The organism is Streptomyces sp. NPDC051041, assembly GCF_044456065.1.
GTDB classification, from domain to species: Bacteria; Actinomycetota; Actinomycetes; order Streptomycetales; family Streptomycetaceae; genus Streptomyces; species Streptomyces glaucus.
This window is the reverse complement of sequence record NZ_JBITFM010000004.1, coordinates 171,394-186,437: the sequence shown is the minus strand read 5'-3', so window position 1 is coordinate 186,437 and position 15,044 is coordinate 171,394. Positions and strand designations below refer to the sequence as shown.

15 protein-coding genes are annotated in these 15,044 nt (G+C 76.0%); 6 read left to right on the top strand and 9 right to left on the bottom strand.

Annotation, left to right across the window (positions count from 1 at the left end):
• Nucleotides 1–400 precede the first annotated feature (400 nt).
• Entirely contained in the window at nt 401–1,132 is a 732-nt protein-coding gene (locus ACIBAI_RS09540) for a VIT1/CCC1 transporter family protein (protein ID WP_344601039.1), read from the bottom strand.
• Between the two features lie 258 nt (nt 1,133–1,390).
• Between ACIBAI_RS09540 and ACIBAI_RS09535 the strand changes: the two genes are divergently transcribed.
• The 6 genes from ACIBAI_RS09535 (at nt 1,391) to ACIBAI_RS09510 (ending at nt 8,721) form a co-directional block, all read left to right on the top strand.
• Nucleotides 1,391–2,497, top strand: coding sequence for an ADP-ribosylglycohydrolase family protein (locus ACIBAI_RS09535; RefSeq protein WP_399032513.1), 1,107 nt, complete (start codon nt 1,391–1,393; stop codon nt 2,495–2,497).
• Nucleotides 2,494–3,867: an ADP-ribosylglycohydrolase family protein gene (locus tag ACIBAI_RS09530; RefSeq protein ID WP_399032511.1), complete on the top strand. Its 1,374-nt coding sequence runs from the start codon at nt 2,494–2,496 to the stop codon at nt 3,865–3,867. Before ACIBAI_RS09535 ends, ACIBAI_RS09530 begins: the two co-directional genes overlap by 4 nt.
• A 7-nt stretch (nt 3,868–3,874) precedes the next feature.
• Nucleotides 3,875–5,041 (top strand): ADP-ribosylglycohydrolase family protein, encoded by a 1,167-nt coding sequence (locus ACIBAI_RS09525; RefSeq protein WP_399032509.1) that lies wholly within the window; start codon nt 3,875–3,877, stop codon nt 5,039–5,041.
• On the top strand, nt 5,029–6,390 hold the full coding sequence (locus tag ACIBAI_RS09520; RefSeq protein ID WP_399032507.1) for an ADP-ribosylglycohydrolase family protein: 1,362 nt from the start codon (nt 5,029–5,031) through the stop codon (nt 6,388–6,390). The genes ACIBAI_RS09525 and ACIBAI_RS09520 overlap by 13 nt, the downstream gene beginning before the upstream one ends.
• A 328-nt stretch (nt 6,391–6,718) precedes the next feature.
• Entirely contained in the window at nt 6,719–7,909 is a 1,191-nt protein-coding gene (locus ACIBAI_RS09515) for a CaiB/BaiF CoA transferase family protein (protein WP_399032505.1), read from the top strand.
• Nucleotides 7,906–8,721, top strand: a complete 816-nt coding sequence (locus tag ACIBAI_RS09510; protein ID WP_399032503.1) for an HpcH/HpaI aldolase/citrate lyase family protein — start codon at nt 7,906–7,908, stop codon at nt 8,719–8,721. The genes ACIBAI_RS09515 and ACIBAI_RS09510 overlap by 4 nt, the downstream gene beginning before the upstream one ends.
• Before the next feature lie 75 nt (nt 8,722–8,796).
• On the opposite strand, the gene lgt is transcribed toward ACIBAI_RS09510, so the two are convergent.
• The 8 genes from lgt to ACIBAI_RS09470 all read right to left on the bottom strand — a co-directional run bounded on the left by lgt (nt 8,797) and on the right by ACIBAI_RS09470 (nt 14,927).
• Nucleotides 8,797–9,804 (bottom strand): prolipoprotein diacylglyceryl transferase, encoded by a 1,008-nt coding sequence (lgt, locus tag ACIBAI_RS09505; RefSeq protein ID WP_399032501.1) that lies wholly within the window; start codon nt 9,802–9,804, stop codon nt 8,797–8,799.
• A gap of 93 nt (nt 9,805–9,897) precedes the next feature.
• Nucleotides 9,898–10,674, bottom strand: a complete 777-nt coding sequence (locus tag ACIBAI_RS09500; protein ID WP_399032499.1) for a DsbA family protein — start codon at nt 10,672–10,674, stop codon at nt 9,898–9,900.
• Nucleotides 10,675–10,757: 83 nt separating this feature from the next.
• Nucleotides 10,758–11,576 carry a tryptophan synthase subunit alpha gene (gene trpA, locus ACIBAI_RS09495; RefSeq protein WP_399032497.1) on the bottom strand — a complete coding sequence of 273 codons (819 nt, stop codon included), beginning with the start codon at nt 11,574–11,576 and terminating at the stop codon, nt 10,758–10,760.
• Nucleotides 11,573–12,859 (bottom strand): tryptophan synthase subunit beta, encoded by a 1,287-nt coding sequence (gene trpB / locus ACIBAI_RS09490; RefSeq protein WP_399032495.1) that lies wholly within the window; start codon nt 12,857–12,859, stop codon nt 11,573–11,575. The genes trpA and trpB overlap by 4 nt, the downstream gene beginning before the upstream one ends.
• Before the next feature lie 134 nt (nt 12,860–12,993).
• Nucleotides 12,994–13,164 (bottom strand): tryptophan biosynthesis modulator TrpM, encoded by a 171-nt coding sequence (gene trpM, locus ACIBAI_RS09485; protein ID WP_399032493.1) that lies wholly within the window; start codon nt 13,162–13,164, stop codon nt 12,994–12,996.
• Between the two features lie 22 nt (nt 13,165–13,186).
• Nucleotides 13,187–13,996 carry an indole-3-glycerol phosphate synthase TrpC gene (gene trpC, locus ACIBAI_RS09480; RefSeq protein ID WP_344601051.1) on the bottom strand — a complete coding sequence of 270 codons (810 nt, stop codon included), beginning with the start codon at nt 13,994–13,996 and terminating at the stop codon, nt 13,187–13,189.
• Nucleotides 13,997–14,139: 143 nt separating this feature from the next.
• Nucleotides 14,140–14,580, bottom strand: coding sequence for a DUF2752 domain-containing protein (locus ACIBAI_RS09475; protein ID WP_399032491.1), 441 nt, complete (start codon nt 14,578–14,580; stop codon nt 14,140–14,142).
• A gap of 95 nt (nt 14,581–14,675) precedes the next feature.
• A complete protein-coding gene (locus ACIBAI_RS09470; protein ID WP_399032489.1) occupies nt 14,676–14,927 on the bottom strand; it encodes an HGxxPAAW family protein in 252 nt (83 codons plus the stop codon).
• Nucleotides 14,928–15,044 lie beyond the last annotated feature (117 nt).

Below are 15,044 nucleotides of genomic sequence, written 5' to 3'. Positions count from 1 at the left end.
CCCGTCGTCGTCATGTGGCTGGTGGTGCTGCCTCCCGGGCGTGTGGGGCTCCGGGGGAACAGATGCCGAGGGACGACGCTGGCCCTCTGCGTAAGTACGAAATTTCGTGCAGGTTACATGATGGAGCGGTTCTCGGGAACCGGGATAACCCGTTCCAACATGCGGACGCCGCAAGGGTGGCGGCGGAGGCACCTCGCCCGGCGGCGGAAGCGGTGGGGGCGCGAGCGGACAGATCGGTGTCCGTCGGCCCGAGGGGGCGGGGGGAGCGTCGTCGCCCTCCCCGGGGGTGCGCGGCAGGCGTCGTTGCCCGCAGCGCTTACGGCTCATGCCCGGTGGTCGAGCGCCCGAAACCAGCGAGTAACGGCTACTTATGCGGCCCAACGCATAAGTTCGAGCCTCCTCATCCTACGGCGGTTCCGAACAGACTGCCCAGGGCGTACGTCACACCGGCCGCCGCGCCGCCCAGGACGAGCTGCCGCAGCCCGCTGTACCACCAGGTCCGCGCCGTCACCCGGGCCACCACCGCGCCGCACAGGAAGAGTCCGAGCAGGGCCAGCAGCACGGCCGGCCACAGGGCGCTCGCCCCCAGCAGATAGGGCAGCACGGGGATCAGGGCGCCCAGCGCGAAGGAGCCGAAGCTCGACACCGCGGCCACGGCGGGCGAGGGCAGGTCGCCGGGGTCGACGCCCAGTTCCTCGCGGGCGTGTATCTCCAGCGCCTGCTCGGGGTCGCGGGAGAGCTGCCGGGCGACCTCGCGGGCCAGCTCCGGCTCGACGCCGCGGGCCTGGTAGAGCGCGGCCAGCTCGGCCTCCTCGTCCTGGGGGTGCTTCCTCAGCTCGCGCCGCTCCACGTCCAGCTCGGCCTCGACGAGTTCGCGCTGCGAGGCGACCGAGGTGTACTCGCCGGCGGCCATGGAGAAGGCGCCGGCGGCGAGGCCGGCCAGGCCGCTCAGCACGACGGTGTGCTGGCCGGCCTGGCCGCCCGCGACACCGGTCATCAGGGCGAGGTTGGAGACCAGCCCGTCCATGGCGCCGAAGACGGCGGGGCGCAGCCAGCCGCCGTTGACGTCCCGGTGCGTGTGGTTGTCGCGGTGCGCCTCGTGCAGCGCCGCTTCCGTCTCGATGATGGCCATGCCGGTTCCCCTGAAAGCTTCCTTGGACTGATTCTATTTTTCGACAACGCCCAAAATACGCCTCCGCATTTCCTCCCGCCAGCAAGGAAAGGCTGGGCTTACCTGCACCTTTGCCTCTCTGTGCTCATCCGTGGGGGCAACCGCGCAGATGTCGACCGGGTGATGCTGAGGCCGGGGAGGCTGTCGGGCACACCGCACCGGGGACAGTTCCGCAAAGGGCTCCGCGCCTTCGGGCGCCCCCGGAAGGAGAGGCCCCGCATGGCACCGACCGCCCGCATCCCCCCGGCCCCCGGCGACGCCGTCGGACTCCGCGAGCGGGCGTGCGGCGCGCTGCTCGGGCTGGCCGTCGGAGACGCCCTCGGGGCGCCGGCCGAGAACATGCGGCCCTCCGAGATCCGGGCCAGATGGGGCCGCATCACGGGCTTCGTGGCCGAGCCCCCCTCGGGCACGGACGACACCGAGTACGCGATCTTCTCCGGCCTCCTGCTGGCCCGGCACGGCTCCGCGCTCGCCCCGGCCCACGTGGAGGCGGCCTGGCACGAGTGCATCGCGGACCGGGCGGAGGGCCCCTTCCGGGGCGCCGGCTTCAGCGAACGCGGCACCCTGGAGAACCTGCGCCGGGGCCTGGCCGCCCCCGTCTCCGCCCAGCACCGCCACGCCTGGAGCGACGGCCTGGCCATGCGGGCGGCCCCCTTCGGCGTCTTCGCGGCGGGCCGCCCCGCCGAGGCCGCCCGGCTGGTGGCGATCGACGGCTCGGTCAGCCACGAGGGCGAGGGCATCCACGGCGGCCAGGCGGTGGCGGCGGGGGTCGCGGCGGCGATGGCGGGCGCACCGGTCGTCGCGGTGGTGGCCGCCGCGCTGGCCGTCGTGCCGGACGACTCCTGGACGGCCCGCTCCCTGCGCCGGGCGGTGACGGCGGCCCACCGCGGCGAACGCGCCGTCCGCTCCGCGGTCGTCATCGGCGGCTACCCGTGGACCGACCTGGCGCCCGAGGCCGTCGCCCTGGCCTTCGGCGCGTACGCGGCGGCCGACGGCGACTTCGCGGACGCGGTCCTCACGGCCGTCAACATGGGCCGGGACGCCGACACCACGGCGGCGGTGGCCGGCGCCCTGGCCGGCGCGACCCGGGGGATCGCCGCCATCCCCCCGGACTGGGCGGCGGCCATCGGCCCGGCCCGCGGCAGCTGCCTGCCGGCCATGGCGGGGCGGCACGTGCTGGAGGTGGCGCGGCTGCTGACCGCCGGAGCGGACGGGACGCGGGCCCTCGCCCGGACCGGCGGCCCCGTACCGCCCGCCGGAGCGCCGTCACCGTCGCCGGCCGCGCACGGCCCGGCGGCGGACGAGGGGACGGGGGCCCGGCCGTGAGACCGCCCGCTCCGTGGGACGAGGCGCTGCCCACCGCGACGGCCGGCGCCGCGGCCCCGGCGGAACCGGACGGAGCCGCGGCCGCGGTCCGGCCGGACGAACCCGTCACCGCGCCGCGCCCGGGCGAAGCCGCGGCCGTCCCCGGCGCGGTCCCCCCGCCGGTGCCGCCCGCCCCCGGCGACGGGGGCGACACGGACGGCACGGGCGTACGGCGCGCCCCGGCCGAGGGCGCGGCGGGGGCCGGCGCCCCCCGCCCCCACCGCGTCGAGGGCCTCCTCCTCGGCCTGGCCGCCGGTGACGCCGCCGGCTGGCCCGCCGCCCGCCACCGCGCCGCCCGGATGCCCGAGTGGACCCGGCGCCTCACCCGCGAACTGGACACCTTCGCCGAGCAGAACGCGACCACCACCCTCCCCGTCCCCATCGCCCTGAACCAGCCCCCGGAGCCCCTGCGCCTCGGCCCCTCCGACGACGCCGAGTGGGCGGCGTTCGCCGCGGAGGCCGTGCTGCGGGCCGGGGACGACGGCGCTCTGGGCGACCTGAGCCGGGAGCGCCGGATGCGCGCCGCGATCGACCTGACCTGGAACGCCGTCGCCGGCGAGGTCGCCGCGGCGGCGGACCGCGCCCCCGAGGTGGAGTCGGCCGTGCTGCCGCTGCGCGCCCGCATCTCGGTCCGGGCCGGCCTGGGCAACCTCGCCGCCGGCCTGCGCCCGCCCGCCACCGGCCACGACAACCCGCACTACTTCGACGACGCCGCCTGCGTCCGGGCCTGCGTCCTGGCCGTCGCCCACCCCGGCGACCCCCGCCGCGCCGCCGGCCTGGCCGAGTTCGACGCCCGCTACACCCAGGACGGCGACGGCGTGCGCGGCGCCCGCGCCATGGCGGCGGCCGTCGCGCTCGCCCTGGCCGGCGCGGACGCCGCGGCCTGCGCGGCGGCGGCCCTCGCCGAGCTGCCCGAGGAGACGGAGATCGGCCGCAACGCCCGCCACGCCCTGCGCCTGGCCCGGGACGCCGACGGCGGCGCCTTCGCGCTGGTCCCGCGGCTGGAGCACCAGATCGTCGACCACGTCTACAGCTACGGCATCGCCGCCGCCGAGACCGTCCCGGTGGCCCTGGCGCTGGCCGTCGCCTCGGACGGCCGGATCGCCGAGGCCGTGCCCGCGGCGGCCTGCCTGTCCCGGGTGGCGGACTCCGCCCCGGCGCTGGCGGGCGCCCTGACCGGCGCGCTCGGCGGCCGCGCGGCGATCCCCGCCGCCTGGCGGGAGGCCTGCCGCACCCTCACCGGCTGCGTGCTGCCCCGGCTCACCGGCACCGACCTGGTGGAACTCGCCGGGCTCCTGGAAGCCGCGCAACCGGCCCGGCCCGGAGGATGATTCGGACATGGCACCCACAACACAGGAAACGGGGCTGGGTGAGCGGATCACCGGCGCCCTGGTCGGCGCGGCCGTCGGCGACGCGCTGGGCGGCCCGGTCGAGGGCTACTCCCCCGAGCAGATCGCCGAGCGCCACGGCGGCCGCGTCCACGGGATCGTCGGCCCCTGGCACGGCGAGGCCTGGCGCACCGCCCGCCCCCTCGCCCCGTACCACAAGGGCGACGGCCACGTCACCGACGACACGTTGATGACCCACGCGCTGATCCGGGTGTACGCGCGGGTCCGCGACCACCTCGACGCCCACGCGATCGCCGAGCACCTGGTCCCGGACCTGATGACGGCCCCGCGCTGGATCCCGGAGCTGGAGGCCGAGGCGCTGCCCCTGCACCGGGTCTTCCTGGCGGAGAAGTGGCTGGTCGCCCGCCTGCACTACGGCCACGTCGACCCGCGCGAGGCAGGCGTCGGCAACATCGTCAACTGCGGTGCGGCGATGTACATGGCCCCGGTCGGCCTGGTCAACGCGGCCAACCCGGCGGGCGCGTACGCCGAGGCCCTCGACGTCGCGGGCGCGCACCAGTCGTCGTACGGCCGTGAGGCGGCGGGTGTCCTCGCGGCGGCGGTGGCGGCGGCGTGCGTGCCCGGGGCGAGCCCGGACTCGGTGGTGGCGGCCTGCCTGGCGCTGGCGAAGGACGGCACGCGCACGGCGATCGAGCGGGTCTGCGAGGCGGCGTCCCGGCACACGGACTTCGAGTCGGCGCTGCGGCCCCTGCGGGAGGCGGTGGCCCCCTACGACACGGTGGGCCCGGACTACCGCGCGCCGTCCCTGGCCGCCCGCCGCCCGTCCCGGCTGCACGCGGTCGAGGAACTGCCCGTCGCCCTGGGGATGCTGGTGGTCGCGGGCGGCGACTTCCGGCACGCGGTGCTGGGCGCGGTCAACTACGGCCGCGACTGCGACTCCACCGCCACGATGGCGGGCGCGCTGGCCGGCGCACTGGGCTCGCCGGTGCCCGGGGAGTGGGCGAAGACGGTGGCGGAGGCCAGCCGCCTGGACCTGTGGCAGCCGGCGGCCGTCCTCACCGAGGTGGCCCGGGAGGTCTTCGCCCGGGACGTCGGCCGCCGCCGGGCGCACGAGGCGGCGTTCGCCGCGATCGGGGGGCCGTCGTGCTCCGGCTGACCTGGGTCCAGCCCGAGGACCTGATCGGCCACGAACTGCGCCAGGCCGCCCAGGACGGCCGCGAGCCGTCGGCGGTCGCGGACCGCTGGCGGGCGGCGGGCGGACTCCAGGCCCCGCCGCGCGCCGGCGCCTCGCCGGAACCGGCCTCCCGCCGCCTGCGGCTGCTCGCCCGGGACCTGCTGGACGAGCTGGCGGAGCTGCCGAGCGCGCTGGCGGACAGCGAGCCGACGGACCTGGAGCGGATCAGGGCGCTGTGCCCCGCCTGGCCGCGCACCCGGGAGGCGCCCGCGCCGGACCTGGCGTCCCGGCTGGAGGCCGCCTGGCTCGGCCGGGCCGTCGGCTGCCTGCTCGGCAAGCCCGTGGAGAAACTCCCCCTGGACGGCATCCGCCGCCTCGCCCGGGCCGCCGGCAACTGGCCCCTGCGCACCTACTTCACGGCCCGGGGCGTGCCCGGCGACCTCCTCGCCGCGTATCCGTGGAACCGCCGCTCGGCGGCCACCTGTCTGGCCGAGCACATCGACGGCATGCCCGAGGACGACGACCTGAACTACCCCCTGCTGAACCTGCTGCTGCTCCAGCGCCACGGCCGGGCGTTCACCACCGCCGACGTGGCCCGGATCTGGCTCGACGAACTGCCCGCCGGCCGCGCCTTCACCGCGGAGCGCATCGCCTACCGCAACCTGCTGTGCGGCCTGGAACCCCCGCACACGGCCCGCCACCGCAACCCCTTCCGCGAGTGGATCGGCGCCCTGATCCGCGCCGACGTGCACGGCTGGACCAACCCCGGCGACCCGGCCGCCGCCGCCGAGCAGGCCCACCGCGACGCCACCCTCACCCACACCGCCAACGGCGTCTACGCGGCGATGTTCACGGCGGCCGTCCTCGCCACCGCCGCCACCGGCCGCCACGACGTCCACGCCTGCCTGCGCACCGGCCTCACGGTCGTCCCGCCCGGCTCCCGGCTGGCCCGGGCCGTCCGCCACGCCGTCCGGCTGGCCGGGACCCGCGCCGGCTTCGACACGGTGGTCGACCGGCTCCACGCCGCGCACGCCGGGTACCACTGGGTCCACGCCGTCCCCAACACCGCCCTGATCGCCGCCGCCCTCACCCGCGCGGACGGCGACTTCACCGCCGCCGTCTGCCGTGCGGTGTCGGGCGGCTGGGACACCGACTCCAACGGGGCCACCGCCGGCAGCGTCGCCGCCCTGATCGCCGGCCGCCCCTCGGCCCTGCCCGGCCACTGGACGGCCCCGCTGAAGAACCGGCTGGCCACCTCCGTCGGCGGCTTCGACGGCACCGGCTTCGACACCCTGGCCCACCTCACCCACCGGGAGGCGTTCCGCCCATGACCCACATCGTCGTGCCGGGCAGCACCGACACGGATCCCGTCACCCGCGGCGCGGGGGAACCGCCGCGCGACGGGACCGCTCGGAGCCGCCGGCTCCGCACGGCCCCCGGCGGCCGGGGCGCCGCCGCGGCCCGGAGCCCACAGCCGTCCGCCGCCCCCGCGAACGGGGCTCCTCCGGGTCCGGGCGGGGCCGGGAGCCCGGCAGACCCCGGTGAGCCGCGCCCGGCGCGCCGGGCTCCGGTGCGAAGAGCCGCGGCGGCCGCGCCGGCCGGGCGGCGGCCCGGGACGCCGGCGCCGTACCGCCGGGAGGCCGGGGGGCGGTGGCCCGCGTGAGCGCCCCTGCCCTGACCGGTCTGCGCGTCCTCGACCTGGCCACCCTCTTCGCGGGCCCGCTGGCCGCCACGCTGCTCGGCGACTTCGGCGCCGAGGTGATCAAGGTCGAGCACCCGGCGAAGCCGGACCCCTCCCGCGGCCACGGCCCGTCGAAGGACGGCGTGGGCCTGTGGTGGAAGATGCTCGGCCGCAACAAGCGCACCGTCACCCTCGACCTGTCGAAGTCCGGCGGCCGTGCGGTCCTGCTGCGCCTGGCCGCGACCGCGGACGTCGTCGTCGAGAACTTCCGCCCCGGCACCCTGGAGAAGTGGGACCTGGGCTGGCCGGAACTGTCCGCCGCCAACCCGCGTCTGGTCCTCGCCCGGGTCACCGGCTTCGGCCAGTTCGGCCCCTACGCGCACCGCCCCGGCTTCGGCACCCTCGCCGAGGCGATGAGCGGCTTCGCCGCGATGACCGGCGAACCGGACGCGCCCCCGACCCTGCCCCCGTTCGGTCTGGCCGACTCCATCGCCGCCCTGACCACGGCGTACGCGGTGATGACGGCCCTCGCCGCCCGCGAGCGCACCGGCGAGGGCCAGGTCGTCGACATGGCGATCATCGAGCCGATGCTCGCGGTGCTGGGCCCGCAGCCGCTCTGGTACGACCAGCTCGGCCACGTCCAGCCGCGCACCGGCAACCGCTCCCAGAACAACGCCCCGCGCAACACCTACCGCACCGCCGACGGCACCTGGGTCGCCGTGTCGGCCTCGGCCCAGTCGGTCGCCGAGCGGGTGATGCGGCTGGTGGGCCGCCCGGAGCTGATCGGCGAGCCCTGGTTCGCCACGGGCGCCGGCCGGGCCCGCCACGCCGACGTCCTCGACGAGGCCGTCGGCCGCTGGATCGCCCGCCACACCCGCGACGACGTGCTGGCCGCCTTCGAGAAGGCCCAGGCGGCGGTGGCCCCCGTCCAGGACGTGCGGGACGTGATGAGGGACCCGCAGTACCAGGCCCTCGGCACCATCACCACCGTCGACGACCCGGAGCTGGGCCCGCTGCGCATGCAGAACGTCCTCTTCCGCCTCTCCGCCACGCCCGGCGCGGTCCGCTGGGCGGGCCGCCCGCACGGCGCGGACACCGAGGAGGTCCTGACCGAGCTGGGCCTGGCCCCGGCCGAGCTGGCCGCGCTGCGCGAGGAGGGCGCCCTGTGACCCCGCTGACCTGGCTGTACGCCCCCGGCGACCGGCCGGAGAGGGTCGCCAAGGCGCTGGTCGCCGGCGCCGACGTCGTGGTGGTCGACCTGGAGGACGCGGTCGCCCCGGACCGCAAGGAGTACGCCCGCGCGGCCACCGCCGAGCTGCTGGGCGAGCCGCAGCCGGTCCCGGTCCACGTCCGCGTCAACGCCCCGGGCAGCCCGCCGGCGGCGGCGGACCTGGCGGCGCTGGCCGCGCTGCCGGGCGTGTCGGGGCTGCGCCTGCCGAAGGTGGCCGCGCCCCGCCAGGTCGTGCGGGTCGCCCGGCGCACCGCCCGCGCCGGGACGCCCCTGTACGCCCTGCTCGAAACGGCCCTGGCCGTCGAACACGCGCACGCGATCGCCACCGCCCACCCCGCCCTGCGCGGCATCGCCCTGGGCGAGACGGACCTCCGGGCCGACCTGGGCGTACGCGACGACCGGGGCCTGGACTGGTCCCGCTCCCGGGTGGTCGTGGCCGCGCGGGCGGCGGGCCTGCCCCCGCCGCCGCAGTCCGTCCACCCCGACGTCCGCGACCTGGAGGGCCTGGCGGCGTCCTGCGCGCACGGCCGCGCCCTCGGCTTCCTCGGCCGCGCCGCCCTCCACCCCCGCCAGCTCCCGGTCATCGAACGGGCCTACCTCCCCACGCGGCGGGAGCTGGAGGAGGCGGAGACCGTCATCGAGGCGGCCGCGGCCGTCCCGGGGGCCCAGGTCCTGCCGGACGGCCGCTTCGTCGACGCCGCGGCGGTGGCGGCGGCCCGCCGCACCCTGTCCCTGGCGCGCCGCCCCTGACGCGGCCCGCTCCCCGCACATGACGCGAGGGCGCCCGGGAGACCCCGGGCGCCCTCGTCGGCGTACGGCCGGCCGTCAGGCCTTCTTCGCGGAGTCGGCCCCGTCCGCGACGGTTTTCCCGGCGGCTTCTCCGGTCCCGGCCTCGGCTTCCCCGGCGGTCTTCCCGGCGCCCTCCCCGGTCCCGCTCCCGGTTTCCCCGGCGGCTTCCCCGGTCCCGGCCTCGGCTTCCCCGGTGCTCACCGCGTCCTCGCCGGCCGCGCCGTCGGAGGCGCCCGGTTCCACCACCGCCTCCCGGCCCGGCCGCTTCCTCGCCGACACCACGAGGTACGCCACCGCCAGCAGGAACACGATCAGCGCGGTCCAGTTGTTCAGCCGCAGCCCGAGGATGTGGTGGGCGTCGTCGACCCGCATGTACTCGATCCAGAAGCGGCCCGCGCAGTAGGCGGCGACGTACAGCGCGAACGCCCGGCCGTGGCCCAGCCGGAAGCGGCGGTCCGCCCAGATGACCAGCAGCGCGACGCCGACGCACCACAGCGACTCGTACAGGAACGTCGGGTGGTACGTGCCCGGCACCCGGCCGCCCGCCGACGAGGTGATCTCCAGCGCCCACGGCAGATCGGTGCGCCGCCCGTACAGCTCCTGGTTGAACCAGTTGCCCCAGCGCCCGATGGCCTGCGCGAAGGCGATGCCCGGCGCGACGGCGTCGGCGTACGCGGGCATCGGGATGCCCCGGCGCCGGCAGCCGATCCACGCGCCCAGCGCGCCGAGCGCGATCGCGCCCCAGATGCCGAGGCCGCCTTCCCAGATCTTGAAGGCGTCCACCCAGTCACGGCCCTCGCCGAAGTACAGCTCGTAGTCCGTGACCACGTGGTAGAGCCGGCCGCCGACCAGGCCGAAGGGCACGGCCCAGACCGCGATGTCGGCCACCGTGCCGGCCCGTCCGCCGCGGGCGATCCAGCGCCTGTTGCCGAGCCAGACGGCGACGAAGACGCCGATGATGATGCAGAGGGCGTAACCGCGCAGCGGGACGGAGCCGAGGTACAGCACCCCGCGCGACGGGCTGGGAATGTAGGCAAGTTCCATGGCAGGGTCGACGCTACCGTGCCGGGCGGGACCCGCGGCGGGTGGCCCGGCTACGGGTCCATAACGGGCGGGCGGAAACGCCCGGGCGGCGGCTCATCCCTTCTCGGCGTCCTGCACCGTCTTCTTCAGCTTCGCCGGTGTCATCGTCCGGTCCTGGTAGATGTTCCTGCCGTCGAGCAGCACGGTCGGCGTGCCGCCGAAACCGCCCCGGTGGAAGGCGTCGTTGGACTTGTCGACCCAGCTGTTGTGCGTGCCGTCCTCGACGCACTCACGGAAGGCGGCCGTGTCCAGGCCGTCCACCTTGCCGGCCAGCTCGATCAGCTTGCCGTTCTCGGCGAAGGCGTCGTCGGTCTCCGGCGGCTGGTTGTCGTAGAGCACGTCGTGGTACGGGGTGAACTTCCCGGCGTCCTGGGCGCAGGCGGCGGCGTTGGCCGCGTTGCGGGAGCCGGTGCCGCCCATGCCGCCGTCGATGATCGTCGCCAGGCGGTACTCCACCTTGAGCTGCCCGGCGTCCGTCAGCTCGTGGATCGTCGAGCGGTACGCCTGCTCGAAGGCCTTGCAGGCCGGGCAGCGGAAGTCCTCCCAGATGGTGAGCGTCGACCTGGCGCTCTCCTTGCCGACCGGGATCACGAGGCTGTCCTTGCCCAGTGCCCCCGAGGGCGCGACGACCGGGCCCGCCGCCTCCTCCCCGTCGTCCCTGCCCGCGTTCGCGGCGACCACGCCGATCACCGCCGCGAGCCCGAGGACGCAGACCACGCTCGCGCCCACGACGAGCGCACGCCGTCGCTTGTCGGCCGCCTTCCGCTTCTCGCGTTCGACCGCCAGCCGCTCCCGGGCGGTGCGCTTTCCCTCACGGTTCTTCTCGCTCACACCCCGCAGAACGAACCGGGGAGGCGCACCGCGCCTCCCCGGTCCCAGGTCCACCCGTACGAGGGACCCGGCGGACGGACCGGTCACGCCTGTCCGCGTACGCCCTTCGCGAGCTCGCCCGCGAGCGCGCGGACGGCCTCGACGCCGGCCGCGTGGTCCGGCGCGTCCAGCATCCGCTTGACGAACGCGGAGCCGACGATCACTCCGTCGGCGAAGCCGGCGACCTCGGCGGCCTGGGCGGGGTTGGACACGCCCAGGCCGACGCAGACCGGCAGGCCGGTGCCGGTGGCCCGGGTGCGTTCCACCAGGTCCCGGGCCTGGGAGCCGACCGTCTCGCGGGTGCCGGTGACGCCCATGAGGGAGGCGGCGTAGACGAAGCCGCTGCCCGCCGCGGTGATCTCGGCGAGCCGTTCGTCCCTGCTGCTGGGGGCCACGACGAAGACGGTCGCGAGGCCGTGCTTGTCCGCGTGCTCACGCCACAGCGCCGATTCCTGCACCGGCAGGTCGGGCAGGATGCACCCGGCGCCGCCCGCCTCGGCGAGCTCGGCGGTGAACCGCTCGACGCCGTAGCGGTCGATGGGGTTCCAGTACGTCATGACGAGGATCGGCTTGCCGGTCGCCGCGTACGCCTCCCGGACCGTCCGCATGACGTCCGCGATCCGCACGCCGCCGCGCAGGGCGATGTCGTCGGCGGTCTGGATGACGGGGCCGTCGAGGACGGGGTCGCTGTGCGGCAGCCCGACCTCCACGACGTCGGCGCCGCCGTCGAGGACGGCCCGGACCGCCTCGATGCCGCCGTCCACGGTCGGGAAGCCGGCCGGGAGGTAGGCGATGAGCGCGGACCGGCCCTCGGCCCTGGCCGCGGCGAGGGTGTCGGCCAGTCCCTGGATGTTCCCGCTCACTTGGCGTCCCCCTCGATCTCGGCGGCGTCGGTGTCCTGGTCGGCGGCGACCTCGGCGTCGGTGTCGTACAGGCCGAAGTAGCGGGCGGCGGTGTCCATGTCCTTGTCGCCGCGGCCGGACAGGTTGACCACGATCAGCCCGTCGGGCCCCAGCTCCCGGCCGACCTCCAGGGCGCCGGCGAGCGCGTGGGCGCTCTCGATGGCCGGGATGATGCCCTCGGTCCGCGACAGCAGGCGCAGCGCCTGCATGGCGGCGTCGTCGGTGACCGCGCGGTACTCGGCGCGGCCGGAGTCCTTGAGGTAGGAGTGCTCGGGGCCGATGCCCGGGTAGTCGAGCCCCGCCGAGATCGAGTAGGGCTCGGTGATCTGGCCCTCGTCGTCCTGGAGGACGTACGAGCGGGAGCCGTGCAGGATGCCGGGGTCGCCCGCGGTGAGGGTCGCCGCGTGCTCGCCGGTCTCGATGCCGTGTCCGGCGGGCTCGCAGCCGATCAGGCGGACGTCGGCGTCGGGGATGAAGGCGTGGAAGAGGCCGATGGCGTTGGAGCCGCCGCCGACGCAGGCGACGGCGGCGTCGGGCAGGCGCCCGGCCCGCTCCAGGAGCTGGCGGCGGGCCTCGACGCCGATGACGCGGTGGAAGTCGCGGACCATGGCGGGGAAGGGGTGGGGGCCCGCGACGGTGCCGAACAGGTAGTGGGTGTGGTCGACGTTGGCGACCCAGTCGCGGAACGCCTCGTTGATGGCGTCCTTCAGCGTGCGGCTGCCGGACTTCACGGCGATGACCTCGGCGCCGAGCATGCGCATCCGGGCCACGTTGAGGGCCTGGCGGCGGGTGTCGACCTCGCCCATGTAGATGGTGCAGTCGAGGCCGAACAGCGCGCAGGCGGTGGCGGTGGCGACGCCGTGCTGGCCGGCGCCGGTCTCGGCGATCACGCGGGTCTTGCCCATGCGCTTGGTGAGCAGGGCCTGGCCGAGCACGTTGTTGATCTTGTGGGAGCCGGTGTGGTTGAGGTCCTCCCGCTTGAGGAAGACCCGGGCGCCGCCGGCGTGCTCGGCGAACCGGGGCACCTCGGTCAGGGCGCTGGGCCGGCCGGTGTAGTGGGCGAGCAGGTCGTCGAGCTCGCGGGCGAACTCGGGGTCGGCCTTCGCCTTCTCGTACTCGACGGCGACCTCGTCCACGGCGGCGACGAGCGCCTCCGGGATGAACTTGCCGCCGAACGCGCCGAAGTACCCCTCGGCGCTGGGGACCCGGCCCTCGGGGTCGGGAACGAAGAATTGACTGGGCATGCGAAAACCTCACGGTGGGTGTGGACGGACACCGGTCGCCGTGGGGGCGGGGCCCGGTCAGCCGGCCGCGGGCCGGCTGCGGCTCGTCGCGCGCACGCGGCAGGGCCGCGTGTTCCGACACGGTCCCGCGCCCCCTAGGGGGCGCACCATCGCCGCCCGTTCACCTGCCCGGGCTCGTCACCGATGACGTACCGCACCCGCCGCCCGTGCACCCGCCGGGCCGGCGCGCGGCAACCGCGCGGCCTGCACCCGCGGGCGAGACGGGCGTACGGGTCCCGGGTCGCCGTGGTGATCGAGGAAGTCATCGCCGCCCAGCCTACCGGTGGGTCAGCCCCGGCCGTGCCGCAATGCGGGATGCTCGCCCGCCGCCACCAGATCGGAGACGGCCGTCTTCGGGTCCTTGCCGGTGACGAGGGACTCGCCGACCAGGACGGCGTCGGCGCCGGCGTTGGCGTACGCGATGAGGTCGTGCGGACCGCGGACACCGGACTCGGCGACCTTGACGATCCCCTCGGGGATCTCCGGCGCGACCCGCTCGAACGTCCCGCGGTCGACCTCCAGCGTCTTGAGGTTGCGCGCGTTCACGCCGATCACCCGCGCGCCCGCGTCCACCGCGCGGTCCACCTCCTCCTCGTCGTGCACCTCGACGAGGGGGGTGAGCCCGATGGACACCGCGCGCTCGATCAGCGACTCCAGCGCCGGCTGGTCGAGGGCGGCGACGATCAGCAGCGCGAGGTCGGCGCCGTACGCGCGGGCCTCCCACAGCTGGTACGAGGTGACGATGAAGTCCTTGCGCAGGACGGGGATGTCCACGCGCGCCCGGACGGCCTCCAGGTCCGCCAGTGAGCCGCCGAAGCGGCGCTGCTCGGTGAGGACGGAGATGACGGCCGCGCCGCCCGCCTCGTAGTCCGCGGCGAGCCCGGCCGGGTCGGCGATCGCGGCCAGCGCGCCCTTGGAGGGGCTGGAGCGCTTGACCTCGCAGATCACCTTGACCCCGTCGCCCTTCAGCGCGGCGACCCCGTCCTTGGCGGCCGGGGCCTTCGCCGCGCGCTCCTTGAGCTCGTCGAGGCTGACGCGCGCCTGCCGCTCCGCGAGGTCGGCACGGACTCCGTCGATGATCTCGTCGAGCACACTCACGCGAGCGGCCCCCCTTCCCGAGGGTTGGCTGTCGAAGCGTTCGCTTCCGCCGCCGGCCCGCCGCATCGGGCGGGTCATCGGGCGAAACCGATGGTCACTTGTGATGGTATCCGCAGGAGGGCGGAGGGTTCGCATCCGGCCGGTCAGGGATGGAGCCAGCCGCCGAACGGCAGGTTCCGGACCACGGTGAAGAGCAGCAGCAGCGCGCCCGCCGCCCACAGGTACGCCGGGGCGACGTCGATCCGCAGGGGCCGGCCGCGCGCCGCGTGGACCACCCAGACGGTCCACAGCACGGCGAAGCCCAGATAGCCGGCGACGGCCGCCGCGTTGTCCCGCAGCGCCGCCAGGAGGTCCCCGTGGACGACGGCGTGGGCGCTGCGCAGGCCGCCGCAGCCGGGGCAGTACAGCCCGGTGTACCGCAGCAGCGGACAGGCGGGGTAGTGGCCGGGCTCGTTGGGGTCGACGGCGCCGACGTAGGCCAAGGCGCCGGCGACGGCCGCGAGCACCCCGGCGGGGGCGGCCAGCCGGGCCGCCACGGCCCGGGCACGCGTGCTCCTGCGGCGGTCGGTGGTCACATCGGGCATTGTGCCCCGCGCACGCGTGAGGGGCGGCCCCGGCACCACCGTGCCGGCCGCCCCTCCACGGAGTCGGCGGAGCCGTGCGCGGCCGCCGCCCGGGATCAGCCCTTGGCGGACGCGGTCTCGCGCTCCTCGGTGACCTGGTGCACCGGGTGGACGTCCTTGGGCTGGCCGAGCCCCATCATGCGCATGATGCCGCCGACGACACCCCCGAGAAGCACGACCGCCATGCTGGCCCAGAAGCCCACCGGCTGGGCCATCACGATGAACGCGCCCGCGGCGCAGAAACCGATGAAGGCGATGATGACACCGGTCCAGGCGGCCGGGGTGTGACCGTGACTGCTGCCCGCCATTGCTTGCTCCTCGTTGCTGTGATGCGTGTCCGAGCTGGACGCTCGGGCTCATTGTCCCGCACCCGTGCGGGTGCGGTGAGCGGGGGTGCTCCCTGCGGGCGCGCACGGGGCCGGATG